Annotated in this window: 16 protein-coding genes and 4 tRNA genes; 15 read left to right on the top strand and 5 right to left on the bottom strand. The window is 43.8% G+C overall.

Annotation, left to right across the window (positions count from 1 at the left end):
- The gene (locus EP181_RS06375) at window positions 1-1,869 is read right to left on the bottom strand and encodes a M61 family metallopeptidase (protein WP_127470905.1); all 1,869 of its coding nucleotides are present in this window, start codon (window positions 1,867-1,869) and stop codon (window positions 1-3) included.
- Window positions 1,870-2,045: 176 nt separating this feature from the next.
- Between EP181_RS06375 and gltX the strand changes: the two genes are divergently transcribed.
- The 8 genes from gltX to pgl all read left to right on the top strand — a co-directional run bounded on the left by gltX (window position 2,046) and on the right by pgl (window position 8,382).
- On the top strand, window positions 2,046-3,458 hold the full coding sequence (gene gltX / locus EP181_RS06370) for a glutamate--tRNA ligase (RefSeq protein ID WP_127470904.1): 1,413 nt from the start codon (window positions 2,046-2,048) through the stop codon (window positions 3,456-3,458).
- Window positions 3,459-3,745: 287 nt separating this feature from the next.
- Window positions 3,746-3,821 (top strand) — tRNA-Ala (locus tag EP181_RS06365).
- A gap of 122 nt (window positions 3,822-3,943) precedes the next feature.
- Window positions 3,944-4,019: transfer RNA gene (locus EP181_RS06360), tRNA-Glu, on the top strand.
- Between the two features lie 5 nt (window positions 4,020-4,024).
- A tRNA-Gly gene (locus tag EP181_RS06355) sits at window positions 4,025-4,099 on the top strand.
- Window positions 4,100-4,211: 112 nt separating this feature from the next.
- Window positions 4,212-4,287: transfer RNA gene (locus EP181_RS06350), tRNA-Glu, on the top strand.
- Between the two features lie 354 nt (window positions 4,288-4,641).
- Complete coding sequence (gnd, locus tag EP181_RS06345; RefSeq protein ID WP_127470903.1) at window positions 4,642-6,111, top strand: decarboxylating NADP(+)-dependent phosphogluconate dehydrogenase; 1,470 nt, start codon at window positions 4,642-4,644, stop codon at window positions 6,109-6,111.
- Window positions 6,112-6,119: 8 nt separating this feature from the next.
- Window positions 6,120-7,607 carry a glucose-6-phosphate dehydrogenase gene (gene zwf, locus EP181_RS06340; protein ID WP_127470902.1) on the top strand — a complete coding sequence of 496 codons (1,488 nt, stop codon included), beginning with the start codon at window positions 6,120-6,122 and terminating at the stop codon, window positions 7,605-7,607.
- A complete protein-coding gene (gene pgl / locus EP181_RS06335; protein WP_232023355.1) occupies window positions 7,555-8,382 on the top strand; it encodes a 6-phosphogluconolactonase in 828 nt (275 codons plus the stop codon). Before zwf ends, pgl begins: the two co-directional genes overlap by 53 nt.
- An 18-nt stretch (window positions 8,383-8,400) precedes the next feature.
- On the opposite strand, the gene EP181_RS06330 is transcribed toward pgl, so the two are convergent.
- Window positions 8,401-10,542 carry a RelA/SpoT family protein gene (locus tag EP181_RS06330; protein ID WP_127470901.1) on the bottom strand — a complete coding sequence of 714 codons (2,142 nt, stop codon included), beginning with the start codon at window positions 10,540-10,542 and terminating at the stop codon, window positions 8,401-8,403.
- Window positions 10,543-10,763: 221 nt separating this feature from the next.
- On the opposite strand from EP181_RS06330, the gene EP181_RS06325 reads away from it, so the two are divergent.
- Both EP181_RS06325 and EP181_RS06320 read left to right on the top strand, forming a co-directional pair.
- Entirely contained in the window at window positions 10,764-12,755 is a 1,992-nt protein-coding gene (locus EP181_RS06325) for a hypothetical protein (protein ID WP_127470900.1), read from the top strand.
- Window positions 12,756-12,795: 40 nt separating this feature from the next.
- Window positions 12,796-13,599, top strand: coding sequence for an outer membrane lipoprotein-sorting protein (locus EP181_RS06320; RefSeq protein ID WP_127470899.1), 804 nt, complete (start codon window positions 12,796-12,798; stop codon window positions 13,597-13,599).
- Between the two features lie 39 nt (window positions 13,600-13,638).
- On the opposite strand, the gene EP181_RS06315 is transcribed toward EP181_RS06320, so the two are convergent.
- Complete coding sequence (locus tag EP181_RS06315) at window positions 13,639-15,501, bottom strand: RND transporter family protein (RefSeq protein ID WP_127470898.1); 1,863 nt, start codon at window positions 15,499-15,501, stop codon at window positions 13,639-13,641.
- Window positions 15,498-17,012, bottom strand: coding sequence for a hypothetical protein (locus EP181_RS06310; RefSeq protein WP_127470897.1), 1,515 nt, complete (start codon window positions 17,010-17,012; stop codon window positions 15,498-15,500). The genes EP181_RS06315 and EP181_RS06310 overlap by 4 nt, the downstream gene beginning before the upstream one ends.
- 337 nt (window positions 17,013-17,349) lie before the next feature.
- Between EP181_RS06310 and EP181_RS06305 the strand changes: the two genes are divergently transcribed.
- The 4 genes from EP181_RS06305 to xseB all read left to right on the top strand — a co-directional run bounded on the left by EP181_RS06305 (window position 17,350) and on the right by xseB (window position 23,275).
- A complete protein-coding gene (locus EP181_RS06305) occupies window positions 17,350-20,043 on the top strand; it encodes a glycosyltransferase family 2 protein (RefSeq protein WP_127470896.1) in 2,694 nt (897 codons plus the stop codon).
- Window positions 20,044-20,269: 226 nt separating this feature from the next.
- The gene (gene dusA / locus EP181_RS06300) at window positions 20,270-21,334 is read left to right on the top strand and encodes a tRNA dihydrouridine(20/20a) synthase DusA (protein WP_269471128.1); all 1,065 of its coding nucleotides are present in this window, start codon (window positions 20,270-20,272) and stop codon (window positions 21,332-21,334) included.
- The gene (gene xseA, locus EP181_RS06295; RefSeq protein ID WP_127470895.1) at window positions 21,331-23,067 is read left to right on the top strand and encodes an exodeoxyribonuclease VII large subunit; all 1,737 of its coding nucleotides are present in this window, start codon (window positions 21,331-21,333) and stop codon (window positions 23,065-23,067) included. The genes dusA and xseA overlap by 4 nt, the downstream gene beginning before the upstream one ends.
- Complete coding sequence (gene xseB / locus EP181_RS06290; protein ID WP_127470894.1) at window positions 23,051-23,275, top strand: exodeoxyribonuclease VII small subunit; 225 nt, start codon at window positions 23,051-23,053, stop codon at window positions 23,273-23,275. The genes xseA and xseB overlap by 17 nt, the downstream gene beginning before the upstream one ends.
- A 260-nt stretch (window positions 23,276-23,535) precedes the next feature.
- Here xseB and EP181_RS06285 read toward each other — a convergent pair whose 3' ends face one another.
- Complete coding sequence (locus tag EP181_RS06285; protein WP_127470893.1) at window positions 23,536-23,982, bottom strand: hypothetical protein; 447 nt, start codon at window positions 23,980-23,982, stop codon at window positions 23,536-23,538.
- 215 nt (window positions 23,983-24,197) lie between these two features.
- Between EP181_RS06285 and rpoN the strand changes: the two genes are divergently transcribed.
- Window positions 24,198-25,742, top strand: coding sequence for an RNA polymerase factor sigma-54 (gene rpoN, locus EP181_RS06280; RefSeq protein WP_127470892.1), 1,545 nt, complete (start codon window positions 24,198-24,200; stop codon window positions 25,740-25,742).
- Window positions 25,743-25,772 lie beyond the last annotated feature (30 nt).

Raw genomic sequence — 25,772 nt, 5'->3', positions numbered from 1 at the left:
TTAATCGGCTCCTAATGACGCTGAATTTTGATCGTGCATAACCTGGTTATCCGCGTCATTATCGGTGCTGATATCATCTGCGCCGAGCCATAACGCGGTTTTAGCGGAGTTTACCACTTTTAATACTACGCGGTCGGCCGGCGGAGCGGTTAAGGTGATTTGCGTAGTGCGCAGTTCATCACGTCTAAAATAGTGGCAAGTCCATTGGGCATTGACTTGAGCTTTTTTAAGCAGACCTTCCAACTGGCTTACCGAGGTGATTTTGACCGAGTTAATGGCGATAATTTCATCGCCGGCGGATAAACCGGCGTGATAGGCCGCTTGGTCGTTCCAAACGTGAGTGATTTTAACCGTTTTAAAGCCGCTGTCGGTCAGGTTTGCGCCCAGACTAACCTTTAAACCAGAAGCTTCACTGTGCGCGCCCGCGTCGGTTAAGGCGTTGGCCGGGCGCAAAGAAAAGTCAATGCCCACGGCGGCAAACCACTCTCTAAACGGCAAGTCTTGCGTGCCGTGTAAGTACAGGGTAAAAAATTCGCTTAAGTCTAATCCGCTAATCTGTGAGCACAGCGCTTCAATTTCACCGTCTTCTAATCCTATGGCGGTTTTACCGTAATGTTGCCAAAGATGCAGTAGTACATCATCGAGCGATTTGGCTCCTTGGGTTTGGATGCGAATGGTGAGATCTAACCCCAATGCCAGCAAACTGCCTTTGGTGTAATAACTTATGATGGCGTTGGGCGCGTTTTCGTCTTGTTGGTAAAACTTGGTCCAGGTAAACCAGCTCGAATGCGCGGTGGACTGCATAAAACGCCCCGGCATGCGATAGACCAAGGTCATCTGTTTGGCCAATATCTGCAAATAGCCCAGGTTATCAACCAGGCCTGCTCGTTTTAACAGCAGCGCATCGTAATACGAGGTAGCGCCTTCAAACCACCACAGTTGCTGGGTGTAAGCGGGGGTTTTTAAATCGGACTGCAAATAGACTTTCGGGGCAATTCGCTTAACGTTCCAGGTGTGAAAGTATTCGTGCGCGCACAACTCTAAAAAGCGCAAATAGCCTTCTGTGGCTTGGGTCATTCCCACATAAGGCAGTTCGTCGCGACTGCACAGCAACGCCGTTGAGTTGCGGTGCTCTAACCCGCCGTAGTCGCTGCCGGTAACCATCACCTGAAACACATAATTTTCCATGGGAGCCGGTGCGCCAAATAAGGCAATTTCGGTGGCGCAAATGTGGGTTAAGTCGGCCTTTAGGCGCTCGGTATCGCACTCAAATACGCCGGTAAGCACTATTTTATGCGGCACATTGGCGGCTATAAAGTCCACTTCCACAAACGTGCCCATCTCGACCGGGTAATCAATGAGTGCATTGTAGTCTTGGGCGGCATACAGGCCAAAACCCTGTGCGTCAACCTGCGCGGCGGGCATACCCGTTGCAACCTTCCAATGGTGCTTTTGGCTCCATTCACTGTGCACTAGTTCGACACTGCACGCGGCTTGGCGTTGACCTTGCGCCGCTAAAAATACCGACGTGCCATTGTAAAACGCATGGCTGCAGTCAAAATGCGCACCGCGCACCGATAAATCCCATGCGTACACGTTATAGCGCAAGGTGACGGCACGGCCATCGCTGTTAAAATGCCAAGTCGATTTGTCTATGGGCACCAGTTCAATAGGGTGGTACTGGTCATCGCTGGCGGTTAAGTTAATAAGGTGTTTAGAGAAATCACGAATTAAATAACTGCCGGGTATCCAGTTGGGCAAACACACTTCTTGCACCGGTTGGCTGGGATGGCTAATGGTTAAGCTAACCGCAAACAAATGGCCATTTGGGTCGATTGGACAAAGGGTGTAATGAATAGGGTGTTTCATAAAGTGGTTTCCATAATTTCTTCGCGCTGTGGCGACAATCTATTGGGCAAATTATAGACAAATGACTTGGATAAAAACGGTTATATTTAATATTTATCCCGCACTTGCGCGCGAGTGAGCGTTTATAATACGTTTTTTTTGACAATAGACCCTTAAGCGGTCTAAATGGAGTTCTTGTGATTCGTACTCGCTTTGCCCCTAGCCCAACGGGTTATTTACACATTGGTGGTGTTAGAACCGCCTTGTATTCTTGGTTGTACGCCAAAAAACTGGGGGGAGAATTCACCCTACGAATCGAAGACACCGATTTAGAACGCTCAACCGAAGAGTCGGTTAACGCCATTTTAGAAGGCATGAGCTGGCTCGAGCTTGATTACGATCACGGTCCAATCTACCAAACCCATCGTTTTGAACGCTATAAAGAAGTCATTGATTTACTTTTTGCCAAAGGCTTAGCCTATTACTGCTACGCCACCCCCGACGAGTTGGATCAAATGCGCGAAGCCCAAAAAGCCGCTGGCGATAAACCACGTTACGACGGTCGTTACCGCGACTTTACCGGCGAAGCACCTGCGGGCGTTGCCCCTGTTATTCGCTTTAAAAATCCCATTGACGGCGAAGTGGTGATTGACGACTTGGTAAAAGGTCGTGTGGTGATTGCCAATAAAGAAATCGACGATTTGGTGATTGCGCGCTCTGACGGCACGCCCACCTATAATTTTTCGGTGGTGGTGGACGACTGGGACATGGGCATGACCCACGTCATTCGCGGTGACGATCACTTAAACAATACACCCCGACAGATAAACTTGTACGCCGCTATGGGCGCACCAGTGCCAAAGTTTGCCCATATTCCGATGGTGTTGGGCGAAGACGGTTCGCGTCTATCAAAACGCCACGGCGCGGTGAGTGTGTTGCAATACAAAGAGCAGGGCTTTTTACCCGAGGCGTTATTAAACTATTTGGTGCGTTTAGGCTGGTCGCACGGCGATCAAGAAATTTTTACCATGGATGAAATGGTTGAGTACTTTAATTTGGAGTCGGTCAACGGCTCACCGTCCACTTTTGACAGCGTAAAACTCACTTGGATTAATGAACAGCATATTAAAGTCGCCAGTGCCGAGCACCTTGCCCGTCATTTGTCGAGCTTTGTGGCGCAATTGGGATGCGATTTATCGCAAGGCCCAGCCTTATCGTCGGTGGCTAACTTATTGCGTGACCGCGCTAAAACCTTGGTTGAAATGGCTAATGGGTCAATTTATTTTTACAGTGACTTTGATGAATTTGAAGCCGATGCCGCTAAAAAGCATTTAAGACCGGTGGCCGCAGAGGCGTTACAAGTGGTGTACAGCCAATTTGAAGCGCTAAGCGAATGGGATGCTGAGTCGATTCACAACGCCATTAACACCACTGCCGAAGAGCTTGGTGTGGGTATGGGCAAGGTCGGTATGCCATTGCGCGTAGCCATCACCGGCGGCGGTCAGTCGCCCGCCATTGACGCCACCGCAGAGCTTATTGGCAAAGCGCGTTGTCTAACACGCATTAAAATGGCATTGGCCTACATTGAAAAACGTCAAGAAAACGCTTAAAGCGGGTTAAAGACGTTTTAATATCTTATTTGACCAGGCCTGGTCAAAGCTTTAAAACCCAACGTATGTTGGGTTTTTTATGGGCTTTAATATGGGTTTTAATATTGGCAATAAAGGCCTTTTATCGTTAAAACAAACACTTAGCGATTTTCTTAGTCATTGACACAACGTTCGCTAATTTAGGGCGGACGTTGAATTAAACAAATATTTGCAAATATAGAGTGTTTTTTTCAAATTAACGCTTGACCAGAAAGCGCAAATCTTTATAATACGCCACATCAGCTTGAGGGGCTATAGCTCAGCTGGGAGAGCGCAACACTGGCAGTGTTGAGGTCAGCGGTTCGATCCCGCTTAGCTCCACCAAGTTGATAACTTTTATACCAAATTTAATTCAGTAGAAAAAACTCCCTAGGCCGGAATTTTCGTTAACGCTGTTTTAAAATCTATCGATTTTTAGTTTATTTTAAACAAAAAATCAAATGTGTGTCCCGTTCGTCTAGAGGCCTAGGACACGGCCCTTTCACGGCTGTAACAGGGGTTCGACTCCCCTACGGGACGCCAAATTTGCGGGAATAGCTCAGCGGTAGAGCACAACCTTGCCAAGGTTGGGGTCGCGAGTTCGATCCTCGTTTCCCGCTCCATATTACTAAGTGTGTTGATGACCTAGGCTAATAACTCATCAGCAAACTTTAATCGGTGTTTATAAATATAAGCACGGATTAAAATTAGTTTAACTTTGTTAAACAACAACTTGTCCCGTTCGTCTAGAGGCCTAGGACACGGCCCTTTCACGGCTGTAACAGGGGTTCGACTCCCCTACGGGACGCCACATTTAAAAACCCACTTAACCGTGGGTTTTTTTATGTCCGCAATTTTGTTTTCTCTTTTCTAGGACTCATTTTTATCTCTTATAGAGACCCTTGCACTAGTGGGGTGCGAGAAAAAAATGAGGAAAAATTTACCTGATTGAGGCGGGAAACGCAGTGAATAGCTGGCTATTCACAAGTTTTCCAACGAAAAGCAGGAAAGTTTTAACCATTTTTGGCCGTACAACCACTCGTGCAAAGGTCTCTTATAACAGCTATATTCTAGTTTTTTTAAGGTTATTGCCCTTTATCGCGTGTTATTTGACTTTTTTTGGTTACAATAAATTTTTTTAAAATCTTAAGCAGGTGGGTGGGTTATGTCGCAAACAAAGTCGCAAACAGATAAAGCAGATATTGGATTAATTGGCTTAGCCGTTATGGGGCAAAACTTAGTGCTCAACATGGCCGACCATGGTTTTAGTGTGGCTGTTTATAATCGCAGCGCCGATAAAACCAACGACTTTTTAGCCGGACAAGCCGCCCAAAAAACCATACAAGGTGCGTATTCATTGCCCGAGTTGGTGCAATCGCTAAAAACACCGCGCAAAGTGATGTTAATGGTTAAAGCCGGTGAGGTGGTGGATGACTTTATTACCCAATTAGTGCCACTGCTTGACGAAGGCGACATTATTATTGACGGCGGTAATTCGCTGTACACCGACTCAACACGCCGTACTAATGCCCTTAAACAGCAAGGCATTTTGTTTATTGGCACGGGCGTATCAGGTGGTGAAGAAGGTGCGCGCAATGGCCCATCTATTATGCCGGGCGGCAATGTTGAAGCGTGGGCGGCGGTAAAGCCCATTTTTCAAGCGATTGCAGCAAAAGTAAACGATCAGGCCTGTTGTGACTGGGTGGGTAAAGAGGGCGCTGGGCACTATGTAAAAATGGTGCACAACGGCATTGAATACGGCGACATGCAATTAATTTCGGAAGCCTATCAACTCATGCGTGAAGGGCTAGGTTTAAGTGCTGACGAATGCCATGACGTGTTTGCGCGTTGGAACACCGGCGTGCTGGACTCTTATTTAATTGAAATTACCGCCGATATTTTGACCTTTAACGACACCGACGGCGCACCTTTGATTGACAAGATTTTAGATTCTGCAGGTCAAAAAGGCACCGGAAAATGGACGGGAATCAGCTCGCTTGACATGGGTGTGCCTCTAACGCTGATTACCGAATCGGTTTACGCGCGTTGTTTGTCGTCGTTAAAAGACGAGCGCGGTGTGGCGGCCGAAATTTACCCGCGCACGATTGTGGCCAATACCGAAGACAAAGAAGCGGTATTGCAAGCCATTCACGATGCGCTTTACGCCTCTAAAATCATCTCTTACACGCAAGGCTATATGTTGATGAAAGAGGCTGCAAAAGAGTTTAAATGGGATTTAAACTACGGCGGCATTGCACTGATGTGGCGTGGGGGTTGCATTATTCGCAGCACCTTTTTAAGTGAAATTAAACGTGCTTTTGATGAACAGCCTGATTTGCAGAATTTGCTGCAAGATAGTTTTTTTGAACACGCTATTAAATCCAGCCAAGCCAATTGGCGCAAAGCGGTTATTTTTGGCATCAGTCAAAGTATTCCTACCCCGGCATTAAGCTCAGCCTTAGCATTTTTTGATGGCTATCGCAGTGCCACTGTGTCGGCCAACATGTTGCAAGCGCAACGCGACTATTTTGGCGCACACACTTACGAGCGCATTGACGCGCCACGCGGCGAGCGGTTTCACACCGACTGGATTAAATCTGGCGGCAATATTAGTTCTAGTAGTTACGAGGTTTAAAGCACGATATGGCCAATCAATCCCCGTGTACTTATGTTATTTTTGGCGCCACTGGCAACCTGTCGCTCACCAAATTAATGCCGGCGTTTTATCATTTAGAAGTGGAAGGCCGCTTAGCGCCTGAAGTCAATATTGTGGCCATTGGCCGCAAAAACTGGACGGACGAACAGTGGATTTGCGTGGTTAAAGAATCGGTGGATTTTAAAGCCCGCGGTGGCATGAGCATTGAGCGTTTTAATCAATTTGCCAGCCGCTTGGCGTATTTTCACATGGACGTAAATGACGCCACCAGTTTTCCCAAATTAGGCCAGTTTATTTGTGATAAAGGCTGGTCGTGCAATATGGCGTTTTATTTGTCGATGAGTCCATCTGATTTTGGCCCGGTGGTTAAAAATTTGGGTGACTCGCAACTGCTTGACGAAACCAAAGGCTGGAAACGCGTGGTGCTCGAAAAGCCGTTTGGCTACGATTCCGATTCGGCCAAAGCGCTGCAACATCAGTTAAATAAATACCTAACCGAAGAACAGACCTATCGCATTGACCATTATTTGGGCAAAGGCATGGTGCAGAATTTAATGGTGTTCCGTTTTGCCAATATTTTAATGGAACCGTTGTGGAACCGTAATTACATCGACCACATACAAATTACCCATTCCGAAGACCGTCCCGTGGGCACGCGTGCGGGTTATTACGATCACAGTGGTGCGATGCGTGACATGATTCAAAGTCATTTGTTGCAGTTATTGGCGCTGATTGCCATGGAGCCGCCAGCGTGTATCGAGGCTGAAAGCCTGCGCGATGAAAAGGTTAAACTGCTTAAGTCGATTAGACCCATTACCCAAAAAAACGTCAACGCACAAGCGTTTCGCGCGCAGTATTCGCAAGGGGTGCTCAACGGCAAATCGGTTAACGGTTATTTAGAAGAAGAGGGCGTGGCGCACGACAGCGTCACCGAAACTTATGCGGCACTTAAACTGTATGTAGACAACTGGCGTTGGGAAGGTGTGCCATTTTATTTAGAAACCGGCAAAAACATGCCGCAAAGCCAAACGCTGATTTCTATTTGCTTTAAGCATCCGCCTCAGCAGTTTTTTAAAGCCTCGCAAGTTAAAAAAATGGAACCCAATTGGATTGTTTTTAGAATTCAGCCCGATGAGGTCATTAAAATTGAGATGACTGTTAAAAAACCCGGTTTAGAAATTGACACCCAACAAGTGAGTTTGGACGCCAGTTTAATGGACACCGAAGGCTTTAGTAACGACGCGTACGAAGAGTTGTTATTGGATGTTATTAAAGGCGATCATTCGCTTTTTTTACGCTTTGACGAAGTAAAAGCCTGTTGGAATATTGTTGATCCAATTATCCAGGCCTGGTCGGCTAATACCAGTTTTATTGAAACCTATTCTTCGGGTACTTGGGGGCCAAAAGGGGCTAATAAACTCTTTGAACACGCCGGTCAAGAGTGGCGACATTTTGTTGAAATTAATGATGCCTGAAATTAAACTCCCCAAAAATTGGCAGGTGTTTGAAGACGCCAATGAAGTCGCACAGCATGCGATTAAGTGCATTTTAACTCAAGCCCAAGCGGCTATTGCAGCGCGTGGAGCGTTTCATTTAGTGACGGCTGGTGGAACAACGCCCTTGGCGATTTATCGCCTATTACTTGAGGCCGAGCAAGGCCATTGCTTTAAGGCAGAAACCGCTCAAATGGATTGGTCTAAATGGTACATCTATTTGGGTGATGAGCGTTGCTTGCCGGCTGACAACGAACAACGTAATAGCTTTGCTCTTAACCAGGCCTGGTTAAATCACAGTCAAATACCGCATAACCAAAGGTACTTTATACCCACCGAATTAGGCGCTCAATTAGCCGCTCTGGCGTATGAATCCCGGGTTTGTAATGTAATATTTGATGTGGTATTGCTTGGCATGGGAGAAGATGGACACACTGCGAGCTTGTTTCCGGGGCACGATACATTGCAGAACAACACCGCCTGCGTATTAACCGAATTTAACTCACCCAAACCGCCTTTAGAGCGAGTTACTTTGTCGGCACATTGTCTTGCCAATACGCGCATGTTAATTAAATTAATTACCGGCAATAATAAGCAAGAGGCGGTCACGCGTTGGTTGCTAGACCGTTTAGCTAAGAACGTGTTAAACGTGTTGCCTATTGCAACAGTAAATGCAAAGGTCGATGCCAAAACTAACCTAAGCGGAGAAACTTGGGTGTTTTGTTCAAAAGACAGTCTGCCAAATACTGAAATCTAGCGTTTAAAATGCCGCCCATTAAATTTTAGTAATGGACGCCGCTTCAATATTTTTAACCCGTTCTACCTGATCTAAAACATCGCTTAATTGCGTATTAGAGTCTATTTCTAAGGACAGTACCATCTGTACCGAACGCTCCGCGCTGTCGGTATGGGTCATGCAGTCGGTTAAGTTAATGTCCATTTCAGTTAACACGCCCATCACATCTCTTAGTAAACCTTTACGGTCAAACGCACTAATGGTCAGTTCGGCGGTAAAGCACTCGGGTTGAGGTTCTTCCGCGCTCCAAGACACTTCAATAATGCGTTGTAAATCTTCGTGCGATAAGTTAAGCATGTTGGCGCAATCACTGCGATGCACGGTAACACCTCGACCACGGGTTACAAAGCCTACGATGTCGTCACCCAATTGCGGTTGGCAACAAGGGGCTAATTGCGTTCTTAAATTAGCCGCACCCACCACATAAGCTATCGGCTCTTTGGTTAAATCATCAAAACGAGGGGTAAACTTAACTCCGGTTGCCTTGTGCAAAGGGTGAATATTTTCCTGAATCACCTTAGAAAGCTGACGGTCGCTAATTTGACCTTTACCAATCGCTTCAAAGAGCTCTTCTTCGGCGTTTAATTTAAAACGTTGTAGTAACAGCTTAACATTAACACGCAAAGCGTTTAAACGCTTAATTTCACGCTTAAAAATAATTTCGCCGGCTTGAATGTTTTGCGATTTGTTTTGTTTGTTAAACCAACTACGCACTTTGTTACGTGCGCTGCTGCTGGTTAAATACCCTAAGTTTGGATTAAGCCAATTGCGAATCGGGTCACCTTGTTTAACCGTTAAAACCTCAATCTTATCGCCGGTTTGTAAAGCATAGCTTAGCGGTTGAATGCGACCGTTGACTTTAACCCCACGGCAACGATGGCCTAACTCTGTGTGAATGGTGTAGGCAAAGTCGAGTGGTGTGGCACCTTGGCGTAAGGTAATAATTTCATTTTTGGGTGTAAAAACATAAATATGCTTGCATTGCAGTTCAGTGCTAATCTCTTTAAAAACTTCTGGATCATCATTGTTTTCAAGCAGTTGTCTAACATTGCTAATGCTGCGCTCAAGATTAGAATCAAAGTTTTTACCGCCTTCTTTATAGCGCCAATGTGCGGCCACACCGTATTCGGCATGTCGATGCATCTCGTGGGTGCGAATTTGAATTTCGACCGTTTTATGTTCAGGCCCAATAATGACCGTATGAATCGACTGATAACCGTTTTCTTTAGGCGAAGCAATGTAATCGTCAAACTCTTGTTTAACGTAACTCCAATGGCTGTGAATTAAGCCCAGTACTTCGTAGCACAGCGGAATATTGTCTACATAAATACGCACCGCTCTAAGATCGTAAAGCGCATCAATAGAGACATGTTTATGGGACATTTTTTTCCAAATGCTGTAAATATGCTTTGGACGACCAGAAATTTTTGCACTGATTGCGTGTTGGTTAAGCAAGCCTTGCAGTGTACTTATAATGGACTGTATATAAATTTCACGCTCATCACGCTTGTCTTGTAAAAGCAACGCGATGCGTTTGTATTCATTAGGGTGCAAATAACGAAAGGCTAAATCTTCTAACTCCCATTTAAGCTGAGCAATTCCCAAGCGATTGGCCAAGGGCGCAAAAACCAATTGAGTTTCGGCGGCCACTTGATGGCGCGTGGCATCGTCTTCAAACTTTAAATGGCGTAAGCGTGCAACGCGATAAGCTAATTTAACCAGCATGATGCGAATGTCCGAGGTCATGGCCAACAGCATTTGCCTAAGTCGTTCGTGCTGTACATCCGAACGTTGAGCGACGTTTAACTCTTTAAACTGATTTAAGCGCCTAATACCCATCACCAATGGACTAATGGCCAAATCAAAATGTTGGTCTATAAACTCGGCATCGTACAAATGCGCCACATTAGCATCACTGAGCAGGGTGGCGATTAGGGTGGGAATGTCCACTTTAACATTGGCTAAAATTAACGCCACATCCACACTGCGCACAATGCTTAAGTTGGGTAAATTTAACGCTTCAATGGCAATACTGCACGCCAGTTTGCACTGCTGCTTTTCAGTATCTGTAAGCTCATCGGTTTTAAACAAGCGTTTAAACAGTTCAGCGGAGTCGGTCATGGCGTAATCAATTTTAGAAAAGAACTCATATTCTATCGGCTCAAGCTAAATAATTCACGATTTTATCGGTAAGGTTTTTTATAGAAAGATTAGCCTTAACGTAATGACGTACACAGAGGTTTAAATTTCATAAAATTTTAATAAAAGTCTTAAATCAGTATGAGTATTTTCATTTTATTGTAAAATTACCGTATTGAACTGTATTAGCGGAGTATTAAGTTATGAATAGAAGAGATTTTCTAAGCCTAAGTGCCAAACTAGCGGCCGCAGGCCTTATTCCCACTTCGCTAAGCGGTTGTGGCGGCGGTGGTGGTTCAAGTAGTGATGAAGTCACGCCAGCGCAAGTGAGTTCAATAAACACGTCACTGGCCGATGTCGCCAGCGCAAAAACAACCTTAGATGCTTCAAATGCCACTTTAGCAAGTGAATTTAATCTTATTTCTGCCACACCGACCGCTTCACCAAGTGGCTTGTTGGCGCCCAAAAACTCAGTGGCCGCAGACGTGGCATCGGCACTAAGGGGGTTTTTTAATGACGAACAACCTATTTACAGCGCGGCTAATGTAGCAAATCCAGTGTTGCATTATTTCGATCCGACCCCTCTAGGCAACGGTTTGGTTTGGCAAAAACAGGTTGCGGCACACCAATTGGCCTACCAGCAATACACACGTCAACACACCAAATTGGTGGCGGCATTACGATTGTTTGATGCAAAAAATACCTCAAGAACCTTTGTAAGCCCAGCTAGCGCATCTAATATAAATACAAAATCGACTGTACAAATTGAGGCTCAGGCGCGTAGTACGATTAATGCAACTGAAAAAGGATTGCTAGAAACGCTTGATTCTGGTGTTAATGCAGTTGTCAAAAGTGGGCTGACCAGCACGACGTTAAATTTGGTTGCTTCAGCAGTAAACGCAGCTTACGACTATTTAAAAATCAACGGCACGTTGAATAATTTAGCGTATTTATTTTTAACCTATCTCTCCATTGATAAGTTATTGGCCAGTATTACGCAACAAAGCCTAACTAATTTAGATTTTACAAATAAAGAAGCGGTTATTTTAAGCTTGGCCAAAGTGAGTATTGCTTCGGTGGCGTTGTTGTCGTTGACTAAAATTAACGACCTTAACAATCAAGCGGCGGGCTCTCCAGGCGATATTAATTTTATCACTGCATTTATGGCGTCAAACAACCTAGTGAATCAAATCTCATTAGGTTGGTTAACGGTCATAGAAAACCTTATGAGCCAAACAATTGAAGCGAGTTTAGCCAGCGCGCATACAGCGGTGCTCACTAAGGCAATGCCTACCGATCAAGGTGATTTAGTTGCGAGTTTAAATAAAAACTCACTGTTTTTAACCATGGTAGGTTTGGCTCTAAAGGGCTTATTTACACTGTTTTCTAATCAAAGTATTGATGGCTCAACCGTGAGCAGTGACGCCTTTACAGACGGCAGTACGGCTGATATTTTTAGTATTTTGTTTGCTTCACCAATCAATCCAAACGATGAGGCGTTAACGGCGTTTACAGCTAATAACACTTTGTTACATACAGATGCAATTGATGATGATTTGATCGCAACCCAGAGCAATGTTTCATTTTTGGCAACAACCAAAGACGTTACCAGTGAAGCGGATTCAGACGCATACGATTTTGCATTACAACTGGCCGATTTTGCCTATCAATTTACGTCACAAACTGAATCGAATGCGGTTGGATTTGCTACAAATTTAGCCAATTTAGCCTACCAGTTCACCATGAAAATTGAAGACGATGCGTATAACTTTGCCATGCAAGGTATGGAATACGGTTATTTGTTTGCGTCGCGCGGTGAAGAGGTTGGGGTGATGGCTGACCGTATTTTATGGATGGCGGTGCAGATTGGTTTAATGGCCGACCGGATTGGCGAAATGGCCGATCGTATTGTGTACACCGAACAACTGATTGTATACACCGAAATGTTGATTTTAGATTTTGGCATTTTAATTTACGGGGTGATCAAACAAATCACCAATTTAATCTTAACAGGCCTGGCCATTATTTTTGACCGTGAATGGTATTCGCCTGCATCTGAAGACATTATTTTAGACACCATTAACAGCAACGTGACCCAAATGCTTTCGCAAATGCATGAGTATTCGCTGGCCGTTTTGGAGAATCAACAGGTTTTAAGACAGTTAACCATTGACTCCTTAGAAGAATTTGCGTAAGAACCTGTCGTATAACGTTAGTTTTATTAAGGATTCATTCATGACTCCAGCACGCTTTTGGCCACGTTTTTGGTTTAATGGTTGTGTTCAACCCCGTTTGATTTTCGCAGGCGCAACCATTGCATGGGGCTTGGTGGCATGCCCAAGCGTAGCGATGGCCAATGAGTTGGACGCACAAACGGTCTATAACAAAAGCGTGCAGTTTTTTTCGCAAAACAACCTTAGTTTTACGGTGCAATCCACCATTGAAAACGCCAATGGCTCAACTCAGCAGCGGCGTTTTTTACTGGCTAAACATAATCCCAACGCGCACGAAAGTGCGGTATTAATTCGTTTTGCCGCACCCGACGACATTAAATGCACAGCCGTTCTTATTCAAAAACAGGCGCAAGATACGCAGCGTTATGCTTATTTTCCGGCGCTAAATCGCACTAGAATTATTCCTGAAAGCGACAAAAATAAAGAAATTTTTGGTATTGGTATCTCTTATGAAGAGTTAAATAAACCCAAAGGTGACTTTGAGCCGCTGACGCAGATTACGCGCTTAAATAAACCCTTTTACAACGTCACGGTTAAGTCGGCTAACGGCTATTCTGTGTATTGGATTGAGGCTGAAAACTTTAATTTAGACAGTATTGAGGTCTACCAGCAAAACACTTTGCAAAAGAAGGTGACTATTTTGACCACAGCTCAGGTGTTTGGTGAAAAGCTCATAACGGCGTGGAATGTGCACGAACCGGCCAGTGAACGAGTGATTCATTACACTATTGATAGCGCGTCTATTTCAAATAAAGTGGACAATGGTTTGTTTCATAAAAACCGATTAAGTCGTTGTCTTTATTAAGCTTAATGATTTAAGTAAGCTTAATGATTTAAGACGATTTTAGGTTTGACCAGGCCTGGTTAAAAAGGTTTTAAACAAACTGGGTAATAAATACACCATTAATATCAAATGCACTATTAATAAACTGGCCAGTTCTAGGCCAAATTGTTTTAAAAAGCTGTGGTTAATTAACGCCATAAGCAGCAAGCTGGCAATCATAATTAAGTTGGTTAATATGATGGGCCTAAAAACCGTTTTAAAGCAGTTGTTTTGCACTGTTTTGTAAGCAATCAAAATATGAATAATATTGTCTGAAATAATTCCCACAAATAAAATAAGCGCAATCAATGTCATAATCGACAAATCTATTTGCATAAGACTGTGAAAACTCAACAGCGCCATCATCGACAGCAGCGCAGGCACTAAACTTACAGTGACTTTAAGGTCTTGGTAAAACAGCGCAAACAAACCCGCCAACAGTATAAAAATATACAACACACCCAACCCCATCTCTTGTAAAAAAGTGGCTTGATATTGCGCGACTTGGTTCATGTGACCCACTAAATGTACCGAAAATTGGTCACTGGCTTGGTCGGCTTCTTGAATTTTTTGGGTCATAATAATTAACTGTTCTAGGGGTTGTAATAGACTCACCGAAAATAGGCTGTTTACTTGCGTAAAGTCTTGGTTATACAGTAGTTTTTCGGCACCTAAAAGGTCTAAGCTTAATTGAAATTGAGCTAATTTTTGCGGCGTGGCATGGCTTAAAGGCTCTTCAGCAAAAGTTTGGTAGGCGTGTTCAAGGTCTAAAATTAGGGCGTAGTTAACGTTAAGGTTTTTATAAACCTCTTTAAGCCACGTGGCCAGTTCTTGATTGCATTGTACGGTTTTAAGACTGCAGTGGTGTGCCGTTACTGACATTAAAATAGGCTGAGTTAAGGTGTGTTGTTGCTCAAATTGATTAATATGCTGCTGTGAAGTGGACATGGCCAGCGGGTTTAAATTAACCGTCATCGGTTTTATCAGCCATAACGCAAAAATAACAACAAACAGACCGGCGATTAACCCAAGCATTTTTGAGCTTAAAAATGAGGGTTTTAAATTAAGCCAGTGAAGTTGCAAACTAGAACGCGAAAACCCCATCACACGCAACAATATGTACACCGATAATACACCCAGCCACAGCATAAGCGACCAGCCAAAATCTTTAATAATGCCAAAGTTTGAAAACGATAACAACAGCGCGCTTAACCAAGTTGTGAGCAACGAGGCCAGTAAACTAAACAGCAGTGTTGGAGTAGCAATCTTGTTGTAATACACTTGGTTTATTAAGGTAAACGCATAGATGTAAATAAACAGCAAAGACAATAGATAAGCGGCATTAAGGTGCATTTTAAACAGCACAATGCAACTTAATATAAGCAGTGAAAACACTAATACTTCGTTACTTAAATTTAACAAGTATCTAAACGAGGTGAGCAACACAATAATGGGCAGTAAAATGGGGATTAAAATCCACAAATAGGTTTTTAAACCAGTTAAAAACTCTTGTGACAGTATGGTTCCTACAATAGGCGTGCCCAAATAGTCCGATTTATTAAGTTGCAGTTGCGCCAGTACATGGGCTTGTTGCGGGTATTTAAACAAGATTAAATAGGTATGTTCTTTAAACGGTACAGCCATGTATTCGCTAATTAAGGCTTGTTCTTGCAATCCACTTAATGTGGTGCTGGGCACGTTGGCCACAAATAAGTATCGATTGGTTGCATTAATGTTATTTTGCGCTGAAGTATTTGTTGAGGATGCAGTTTTTTCGGGAAAAAACTCCTCTACATCGATGTCGTTAATGCTTACTTGGGTAACCAAATGGGCGTTAATTGCTACCAGCAGCCCTAAAAGCAATAGTTTAAGAAAGTGTTTCAAAATCGTAATTTCACAGCAACCGTTGCGGTGTCGGGGGTAAACTCTTGACGCGAATGCGCTAAATACTCAAGTGCAATGTCCAACGTATCGTAACTAAACGTTACGCTGGGCAATGTGGTTGCGATGTCGGTGTTATCAAATTTTCCGTATGCTAGGGTGTTTTTAAGGTGTAGCTTCCAACTCCCGCCAAGATTGAACGGGTCAAGCTTTAATGCCCACACAGCGTAATAAGCGGCCAAATTGCGTTCGTTAAAATTAAAATATTGCAACTCTAGGTTGTTGTAAACCATGCCTTTATGATCTATGCCAACACCCAATGTCGTTAAATTAGACAATTCGTTTAACAACGGAAACTTGTCTTGATGGGTAATTTCTGCTCTTAACCCAAGTTGAGCCAGAGTGGTTTCATAAAACAACCCGGCTTGATTGTAGCGAAAATAATCAATTGATTTAATAGGCGCGTTGTCAGCTTGCAATACAAAATCGTCTAAATACGCTTGTTTGTCTTCGCCCACCAATAAACCTACTGCGGCGATTAAATTGGGATCAATCTTAATCAAAGGCGCTTTAGACACACCATTTACAAACGATACACCGTAGGTATTATGTTGCTGGTTGATTAAATAACTAACGCCCATGGTGCTGTTGTACATGTCCGAGTCAATCTCTTGCACTTTGGAGTCGATGTAGCGGTTTAAAGCGGTTTTGGCGCCGTTTTCGTATACGGGCACTAAAATGGCGTTACCAATTAAATCTAAGTCTTCATTGCCAGTATTGGTCAGCAAATAAGGCACTACGGCGTTTAAGCCAAATTGCTGTCCTCGTCCCCATAAAGCAACGTATTCGGGGTCAAAGGGTTGCAAATGCAGGCTTACGGTTGAGTCGGTGTCGGGGTAAATGTCTAGCTTGCCCATCCAAGCCGGCACAAAACGTAAATTGGGGTTGGTTTCATCGTAATATTGCACGCGTGGAATGTTGTAGGTGTTTAACAAACTCAGGTAATCCAGCACGCCTACTTTAGTTACAAATTTTCCAAGCTGAAAATCATAGTGTTGATTGCGCACGGCATTATCGTGGTAGCTTTTAAACGACAGTGAGTTAATTTTTAAAGAAGACTCCAAACTGTTTTCGTAGACCAGGCCTGCTTGAACTTCATAGGTATCGCCTGCGTAATCGGCCTCGATTAAGCCAAGAGCTGAATCGTTAAAGATGGTTTCATCTTCTAAATTTCGGTAAAACAGCGCGCCGTTAACGTCGACTTCTTTAACCCAACTTGGTGTGTCAGATTTAAGTTGTTCTGTTGTGTCTAAATTAGATATTGGTTCTAAAGACTCATTATTAGCCGGTTGTTGATTGGAAGACTGTTCTTTAACAGTGTCGGTTTTAGCGTTTAAAAAATCGGGCCAAAAAGGCGATGAGGATTTGGGGTGTATTTTTTCATGCGCCTGTACCGGCAATCCAAAGAGTCCCAATGTTAAAAAAATTGTCGGGATTATCCAGGCACTTTTCATGAGTTGTTGCTCATTTTTGTCGTTACGTTAACGGGTAAAACACTAAAATAAAAAGACTTTAAAAAAGCCAAAAATAAAAACATGCACATTCTCAATAATCGCTAAAAAATAAAAGAAATGATAGCGTAAAAACGTCCAAAACCTAATCAACATTCATTATGACGATATCACTTTAAACTATTACTCGAGCATTACTGATCTGTTAGCGTATTTACGCTGATTTTGGTACAAAAATATTTATCAAAATTTGCACGTAATGCCAAACAAATCCCGACAAAATTAACGTAAATCTGTAAGAATATGCGTTTTCGCCTGCGCCTTTATTTGGAGTGCCATTGTGTCTGGTTTTAAACAAACGTTTTTAATTGTATTTGCCTTTGTTTTGTTTGTTTTTGGGGTGTGGGGTTACTTTAACAACCCTATAGAAGAGCCGCCTTGGCCCGACAAAATTCCTGGGTTTGCTTTTTCGCCGTATCAAGAAGGTGAAAGTCCATTTACCCAAACATTCCCCAGTCGTGAATCGGTGGCCAAAGACATTAAACTCCTGTCTGAGACTACTTATGCGATTCGCAGTTACACCGTAGCCGGCGTATTTGGTGAGATTCCGTCGATTGCGCGTGAATACAAAATTAACGTGGCCTTGGGGGCTTGGTTAGACGCACGTAAAGACGTTAACCAGGTTGAGTTGGATAACTTGGTTAAGTTGGTTAAAGCCAACCCATTCAGCGTTGTGCGCGTCATTGTGGGTAACGAATCATTGCTACGTGAAGACTTAACCGTTGAAGAGATGATTGTGCATCTTAAAGATGTGCGCAGTAAAATCACTGTGCCTATTAGTACGGCAGAGCCTTGGCACGTCTGGATTAAACACCCCGAGCTGGCTGAGCATGTGGACTTTATTGCTGTACACATGTTGCCGTATTGGGAAGGCATTAAAATGGAAGATTCTATCGACTACATTGTTGATAAGATGAATGCATTAAAAGCCGCCTTTCCCGGTAAACCCATTGTGATTGGTGAAGTTGGCTGGCCGAGCAGTGGGCGTTCTATTAAAGAAGCGTCGGCCTCAAAAGCCAGTGAGGCCATCTTTTTACGCCGTTTTATTGAACGCGCCAACCAAGAAGGCTACGTTTATTATTTAATGGAAGCGTTTGATCAGCCCTGGAAAACCAACTTAGAAGGTGCAGTAGGCGGATATTGGGGCGTGTACGATGTTAATCGTCAGCCAAAATTTGAGTTTCACGAATCTATTATTGCCGTACCAGAATGGCGTTTATTGGCGGCCGCATCGGTCTTGGTAGCGGTATTTTTGGTGCTAATCTTAATGATTGACAGCTCAACGCTTGACAACCGTGGCCGAGGGTTTTTAATTGGTTCGGCGTTTGTGGCCTCGTCGTTGATTGTATGGATTATTTACGACTATTCGATACATTATCAAAACTGGGTCAGTGCGTTGGTGGGCATATTGCTGCTCTTGGGCGTGGTGGGCGTATTGGTGGTTATTTTGGCTGAGGCTCATGAATGGGCCGAAGCACTGTGGTATAAATCGCGTAGACGTGCTTTAACCCATTCCAACGTGCCAGACCAGGCCTTGCCGTTTGTGAGTATTCATGTGCCAGCGTATAACGAACCGGCTGACATGATGATTGAAACGCTGGATGCGTTAGCGCTCTTGGATTATCCCAATTTTGAGGTCTTGGTGATAGACAACAACACTAAAGATCCTGCTGTTTGGGAGCCTGTGCAAGCGCATTGTTTGACCTTGGGAGAGCGTTTTAAATTCTTCCACGTGTCGCCTTTAGCCGGTTACAAAGCAGGTGCGCTCAACTTTGCGTTAAAAGAGACTGACGCGCGAGCCGAAGCCATTGCGGTAATCGACAGCGATTATATGGTTGAGTCTTGCTGGTTAAGACGTTTAGCGGTGCAGTTGGTTGACCCCGATATTGCCATTGTGCAAGCACCACAAGATTATCGTGACCACCAAGAAAATGCTTTTAAAGCAATGTGTTACGCCGAATACAAAGGCTTTTTTCACATTGGTATGGTCACGCGCAACGAACGTAACGCAATTATTCAGCATGGCACTATGACCATTGTGCGCAGAAGCGTGCTTGAAGAAGTGGGTGGCTGGGGTGAAACAACCATTACCGAAGACGCCGATTTGGGTCTTAAAATCTTTGAGCACGGCTACCAAGCCGCTTACATTGAGCAAAGTTTTGGTAAAGGGCTTATGCCAGACACCTTTATTGACTACAAAAAACAGCGTTACCGTTGGGCGTATGGCGCAATGCAAATCTTGCGTGAGCACGCCAAAGCCTTACTGCATTGGAACAGCACCAAGCTTGAACCAGGTCAGCGTTATCACTTTGTAGCCGGTTGGTTGCCGTGGATTGCCGACGGATTTAACTTTATCTTTACCTTAATGGCCATTGTCTGGTCGGTATTGATGATTATTAGCCCGATTGAGTTTAATGCACCGCAAATTATTTTCTCACTCATACCCATTTTCTTCTTTGGGTTTAAAGTGGCGAAAATGCTGATTCTATACATGGGGCAAGTTCGCACCTCGTTTAGAACCGCGCTTGCGGCGGCCATTGCGGGGTTGGCGTTATCGCACGCCATTGCCATGGCGGTGTTGTCGGGTCTGTTTATTGGTCGCCAAATGCCCTTTGTGCGTACCCCTAAAAAGGCCGACACCATTGCCTTAACGCAAGCCGTAATGGACGCGCGTGCCGAAACATTTATGGGCTTTTTACTGTTTACCTTAATGTGGGTTATTATTTGGCGCGTAGGGTTAGATTCGTTTGAAACAGTCCTATGGATTTGCGTAATGGTGGTGCAGATGATTCCTTATTTTGCCTCACTGATTCTTTCGCTTATTAGCTCGGTACCACAATTGCCTGCCTCATTAATCGGCGTAAAACCCAATGAATCGGCGTGCAATAGCCCAGTGTTAGATACTGATGTTGTAAAAACAGCAGTGGTAGAAACGGTCGTTGAAAAAGAAGAAGTACAAAATCTAAAAGTGTAATACCACACTTTAAACTGTAAACTCAAAAGCCCTGTTTAACGTGATAACGCGTTAAACGGGGCTTTTTTGTTTTTGGCGCTGTTAAAACTCAATGTAACCAGGCCTGGTCACATTAAATCAATTAGCTTTGTGATTGGATAATTCGCTTAAGCGTGGGATAATCTTGCTCTATTTTTAAAACCTAATCCTGCGTTACCACACACTTAAAGCGCACACCGAGATTGACTTGAACAGACTTTTAGACGCACAAATCACCAAAAACTTAGCCCATAAAAACAGCGCCACCGGCTTTGCGGTAGCGCCTATGCTGGATTGGACCGATAAAAACTGTCGGTTTTTTCATCGCCAGCTTACCCACCAGGCCTGGTTATATTCTGAAATGATTACCACCGGTGCCATTATTTATGGCAAAGACTTACCACGATTTTTGGGGCATAACCCCATTGAATCGCCTGTTGTTTTGCAATTGGGTGGCAGTGGTTCGGCCGATTTAGCCACGTGTGCGCGACTGGGAGAGGAGTGGGGGTACAGCGAAATTAACCTTAACGTGGGTTGTCCAAGCGATCGTGTGCAAAATAACATGATTGGCGCGTGCTTAATGGCGCACCCACAATTGGTGGCCGAAAACGTAGCGGCCATGAAAGCGGCGGTTAAGAAAATTCCGGTCACAGTCAAATGCCGCATTGGCATTGACGACCAAGAAGATTTTGAACTATTAGCTCATTTTATAGATAGCCTAATGCAAGCCGGAGTGGATGGGGTGATTATTCACGCCCGCAAGGCTTGGTTAAAAGGTTTGTCGCCTAAGGAAAATCGTGATGTTCCGCCGTTAAAATACGACTGGGTGCATCGCATAAAGGCTGAGTTTTGCGGCTTAGACATTATGATTAACGGCGGCATTGTCACGCACGATAATGCCTTAACGCATTTTAGCGATTATCAAGGTTTTCCAGCCATAGACGGTGTTATGCTAGGGCGCGCCGCGTACGAACAACCTTATTTATTAGCCGAAGTAGACGCGCTTTATTACGGCTGCACAGCCCCCATTATTAGCCGCGAGCAGGTTTTAACCAATATGTATCCGTATATTGAAGAGCATTTGCTCAAGGGTGGAAAACTAAATCAAATAACCCGCCACATGCTGGGATTGTTTCACGGGTTACCTGGCGGGCGTATTTGGCGTCGTGCGCTGTCCGAAAACGCCTTTAAAGAGGGCGCGGGCATTGACGTGGTTGAAAGCGCTTACCAGCAAGTGTTAAGCGAGATACAGCGCATGGAAGACCGGATATGATTTTTTTAGATGTACCATTTAAAGAAAAAGACCATGCTAAATCGTTGGGCGCACGTTGGGATTCGGCCAGTAAAAAATGGTATGTACCGCACGAACTCAGTGAGAAAACCGATGCGTTTCAAAAATGGTTGGCACCCACCTTAATCGACACCAGCTTGGCCAATTTCGACGCTCAGCAACGCACTTTAGCAAGTGATGTTCATCACTTAAATCAGGGGTCTTTGGATGGCACGGGTTTAAGCTTAAGTTTTGGCTTAACGGCCGAAAAAGCCCAAAAGGGCGCAACCTTGTCCAGCGTGCTCAAAGAGGTGCAGTACGTTTTGGCTAATCGCTTTCCCGGGGCAATGTGGGTGATGGCTGAGATTGCTAATTTAAACGAGCGTCGTGGGCACCTGTATTTAGAATTAACCGAATCGAATGCTCAAGGCCAAACCTTGGCACAATGCCGCGCGATGTTGTGGGCCAGCCAAGCCCCACGAATTTTAACCCAATTTGAGACCCAAACCGGCAGCGCCTTAGCGATTGGGCAAAAGGTTTTGTTATTAGCTGAAATGACCTTTCACGAACAGTACGGTTTTTCGATGGTGGTGCAAGACATCGACCCAAGTTATACATTGGGCGAGCTTGAAGCCAATGTTAATAACATTCGTAAGCAGTTAATTTTAGAAGGGATTTACACTCAAAACAAACAATTAACATTGCCCAAAGATTTTTTTAGAGTGGCAGTGATTGCCCCACCGGCCGCGGCAGGTTTGGGCGATTTTAGAATTGATGCCGATATTTTACAAAAGACAGGCCTGTGCGAATTTACTTATTTTTACAGCGCGTTTCAGGGCGAATCGGTCGAAAGTGAAATGTCGGCGGCGTTTGAGGCGATGCAATCGCTGCACAGTGCGCACGCGTTTGATGCGTTGGTCATCATTAGGGGAGGCGGGGCTAAGCTCGATTTAAACTCCCTAAATAAATACACCTTAGCCAAGCACATTTGTTTAGCCAAACTACCGGTCTTAACCGGTATTGGCCATGAGCGTGATAACACAATACTGGACGAAGTCGCCCAAAGCCGCTTTGACACGCCCAGCAAGGTCATTGCCGCGATTCGTCAGGCGATTTTTAGTCAGGCACATTTAGCGCAACAACATTGGCAACACATTGACCAGGCCAGTCGTTTGTGGGTTAGGCAAGCGCAAAATCATTTGCAACAACTTAATCACGGTATTGGCCAAAATAGCCAAAATTTAGTTTATCGTTGGAAAAATCAATTGGTGCCTCTTAAGCACCAACTCGAACGACGCTGTGATGCCATTGTGCGCAATGCGAGCCAGACAATTACGCAACTTAATCAAGTGGTTAACGCACAAACCAGCAATAAAATAAACTTAAAAAAACTCCAGTTACAGCAACATCACGCGCAAATTTCAAGCGAATCCAAGCGGGTGGTTGAGCAAAAACGCCAGCAGATGGTGCAATGGATTGGGTTTATTTTAAGCTCTGGCCCTAAAACACAATTAAATCGCGGTTTTGTAATCGCAAAAGACCAAAATGGTCAGCCGTTAAAAACCGCGCAACAAGCGTTAAAAAGTCAAACGGTGCAGTTGGTGTTTATGGACGGTACCTTAATGGCACGCATTGAACCTCAAACGATCATTCAAGAACCGCACCAACAGTCCAATACTATTGACACAATTAAAAATCTTAGCAATCCAAGGAATTACGATGAGCCAAGCCGCTGAAAGTTTTAAATATAATTACGCTAAATTGCAAGAAATTGCCCAAAAGCTCTCTAATAACGATGATGTAGACATTGATGAGTTAGTCCCGATGGTCGATGAAGCTACGCGTGCGTATCAGTTATGCAAGTCACGCATTGAAGCGGTCGAAACGGCGTTAAGCCAACGCCTCGATACCGAAAAAACGTCAGCAGATGACGGTGCGTTATAAACATTTTAAACAAAGAGTATGTAAAAGACTTTAAATTGCTGAGTCGTATTGACCAGGCCTGGTCAATACGGTTTAGAACCGTTAAACGGTCTTGGTGTGTTTAAATGATTATTCAATTTAACATAATATACATTATGCGAAATTAATAATTCTAGAAAAGGGCTTAAAATTGTAGCTACTTGTGCAAAGCTTGCTGTTGGTATGTTGATTATTTTAATAAAAAACCGGCCTTGGCCGGTTTAAGTAAGACTTTAAAATGTTTAATGACCTAGAACAGGAATGGCTATAAACAGCACCAGTTCGATTGCACCCACCATTATGGGTAGCCACGCGCCACGTTCTTTTTTAAAGAGTGCTTTTACACCAAACGCGATACCTAACAGCGCCAAAATATACGCAGCGGGCGCTAATAACAAAGAAATAAACAGTAATGGTGCCAACGCAACCAACGCCCAGCTGGCGGTAATGGCATTGCCAGGATTATACGTTTTGGTGTTGCGCATATCGCTTGGCTGCGAGCTTGACGATTGTAGACGCGCCATAATACTGTTGACTTCACCGTCCGAAAGTTGGTCTTGAACCAATTCTAAATCAGACATGCCTAAGGTTATTTTTTTCTCTTTATACAACGCTCTAACCAAATCATTCCAAGTGGCATCATCGGCCAGCTGATCAACAATTTCACGCGCTATGGGTTTAATGGACATAGTTTACTTCCTATTTTAAGAGCAAAGCTTTAATTAAAACCCCAGTAACAAGCATAAATAAGGCCATAATTTAGGGTTAAAAACGCTTTTGCGTGACGTTTTGCTTAATTTTGGATTATTATAGCTATATTGTATGGTTTTACTAATCTAAATTGTCTATTAGCAATGCGATTTGAGCACCCTTTCAATGCCCTTAATATGGAGTTTGAATTAATATGGCACTGATGCCTGGTTTACAAATTAACATGGGTCAACAGCTTAAACTGACACCTCAGTTGCAGCAGTCCATCAAAATTCTTCAGTATTCAGCACTTGAGGTTCAACAAACCATTGAAGCCACCCTTGAAATCAACTTTATGCTTGAAATCGATGATGAGCAGTCCAGTGAAGACATTCTTCCGCTTGAGGCTAATTCTGATCGTTTAAACCAACAAGAAGAACAAGCTCAAAGTGATTTTAAGCTTAATGGCGAAAACGGTGAGATTGAACAACCATTAGACATTAATGATTCCAATACGTTATCGGACGATTTAGAGATTGACTACAGCTGGGAAGACGTTTATTCGGATCACGGTGCAAACCAATCCAGCAGCGGTTCAGACGATGACTATGTAAGCCCAGAAAACTACACCTCTTCTGAAAAGAACTTGCACGACCATCTTTATTGGCAATCAGACACCTATCAATGGCAAGACCAGCAGGAATTTTTAGCATCCTACATAATTGACGACATTAATGAAGAAGGCTATGTAACCACGCCGCTCAACGAATTATTGAGCATCATCAATAACACTCAAGCTCAACTTGAACCAGGCTCTAACCCTTTTACACTTGCGCAGCTCAATGCCGTTTTGATGATTATTCAGCAATTTGAACCTACTGGTGTAGCCGCCCGCTCTATTCAAGAGTCTTTGCAATTGCAATTAAACGCTCTGCCTAAAACACCTTATGTCGTAAGTGCATTGCAATTAATTCATGAGAATTTTGATTGGTTGACCTTTCACGACCACAAGCGCATAAAAAAAATGTACGGGTTGAACGACGATGAACTTAATGTATTACTTAAGTTAATTCAGTCACTCAATCCCAGGCCTGGCCGTGCGTTTTCGACTACGCAAGATGAAATTATTATTCCTGATTTACGCTTAAAACGCTCTAAACAAGGCTGGTTGGTTGAGTTAAATTCTAATGCGTTTCCACGTTTAGCCATTAATTCAACCTACGTTGACCTGGCCAGTCAAATTGGCGATTCTGAACAGTCTAAACAAATTAAAGAACAACTTATCGAAGCAAAAGGCCTAATTAAAAGCATTCACAGCCGGGGTGAGACTTTATTACGAGTGGGTAAATTTATTGTTGAAAAACAGAGTCAGTTTTTTGAAGAAGGTGAATCGGCCATGCAGCCGCTGGTGCTTAGAGAAGTTGCTGACTTTTTAGAGCTGCATGAATCGACTATTTCACGCGCCACCAGTCAAAAGTACATTCAAACTCCCCGCGGCACGTTTGAACTAAAGTATTTCTTCTCAACGGGCGTTAGTCAATATGGCAGTGCCGACCAATCGTCTATTGCCATAAAGTCGCATATTAAGGGTTTAATTGATCAAGAAAATCCTAAGAAACCCTTAAGTGACAGTAAATTAATGGAGTTGCTGGAAGAAAAAGAGATTAGTGTGGCTCGTCGAACCATTGCTAAATACCGAGAGGCACTTAACATTCCGTCATCGAGCGAGCGTAAAAAGAACAACCAATTTAAACGATAACCCTTGTTTTACTTGGTTTTTAAAATGTCT

It is taken from the genome of Thiomicrorhabdus aquaedulcis, assembly GCF_004001325.1.
Taxonomy (GTDB): domain Bacteria; phylum Pseudomonadota; class Gammaproteobacteria; order Thiomicrospirales; family Thiomicrospiraceae; genus Thiomicrorhabdus; species Thiomicrorhabdus aquaedulcis.
The sequence above is the reverse complement of the archived record's forward strand: the minus strand, read 5'-3'. Positions and strand labels throughout refer to the sequence as shown.